The 803-nt window shown below is 73.1% G+C and carries 1 protein-coding gene; it reads right to left on the reverse strand.

Annotated elements, in window-relative coordinates:
* Positions 1 to 19 precede the first annotated feature (19 nt).
* Positions 20 to 803: thiamine pyrophosphate-binding protein (locus JNK74_28470; protein ID MBL7650123.1), on the reverse strand; the 784-nt coding region annotated here is incomplete at its 5' end.

Genomic DNA, 803 nt, shown 5'->3' on the forward strand with positions numbered 1-803 from the left:
GACGGAAAGCCCGCGGTGCTCACGCGCCGGCTCCACCCGTCCAGGCGCGGAGGCCGCGCGCCTCGGCACGCACCGCGGCCAGCTCGGTCGGGGGCAGGAAGGGGAACATGTCGTCCAGCTCGGGGGTGGCAAAGCCCCCCTCGGGCAGGGCGCGGGACTTGATGCGGGGTTCGAAGCCGGGGGCCGGGTCCACCCGGGCCGCGATGAGGGTCGGGCCGCGGCGGGTCAGGGCGGCGTCGAGGGCGGGCAGGTCCGCCGGAGTGGCGACATTGACGGCATCCAGACCGTAGGCGGCGGCGACCCGGGCGAAATCCGGAAACTCGACACCGGAGGCCGGGGTGGCGCCGACGATGCGGCCGAAGAAGTTCTCGTGGGTCTGGCGGATGGACAGGTAGCCGCCGTTGTCGATCAGCACGATCAGCACGTCCAGGCCCAGGGTCTTGAGGGTCTGCAGCTCCTGGATGTTCATCTGCAGGCTGCCGTCGCCGGCAAAGCACACCACCCGGCGGCTGCCGGCGGCCCGGGCGGCGCCGATGGCGGCGGGCAGGTCGTAGCCCATGGAGGCGGAGCCGGAGTTGCTGAACATGCGCTGGCCGGTTTTCAGGCGGCCCACCTGGAAGGGCAGGATGCAGGCCGAGGCGTTGCCGCAGACCACGATGTCGTCGTCGCGCAGCTGCTCGAAGATGCGCTCCACCAGGGCGTAGGGATGGAGCTGTGGGCCGTCGGTGGGGGCGCCGCCCACCGGGTAGCGGGCCCGGATGTCGCGGCACCAGGCCGCCCAGGGGCGGACATCCGGCAGGCCG

It is taken from the genome of Candidatus Hydrogenedentota bacterium (assembly GCA_016791475.1).
In the GTDB taxonomy this organism is placed as follows: domain Bacteria; phylum Hydrogenedentota; class Hydrogenedentia; order Hydrogenedentales; family JAEUWI01; genus JAEUWI01.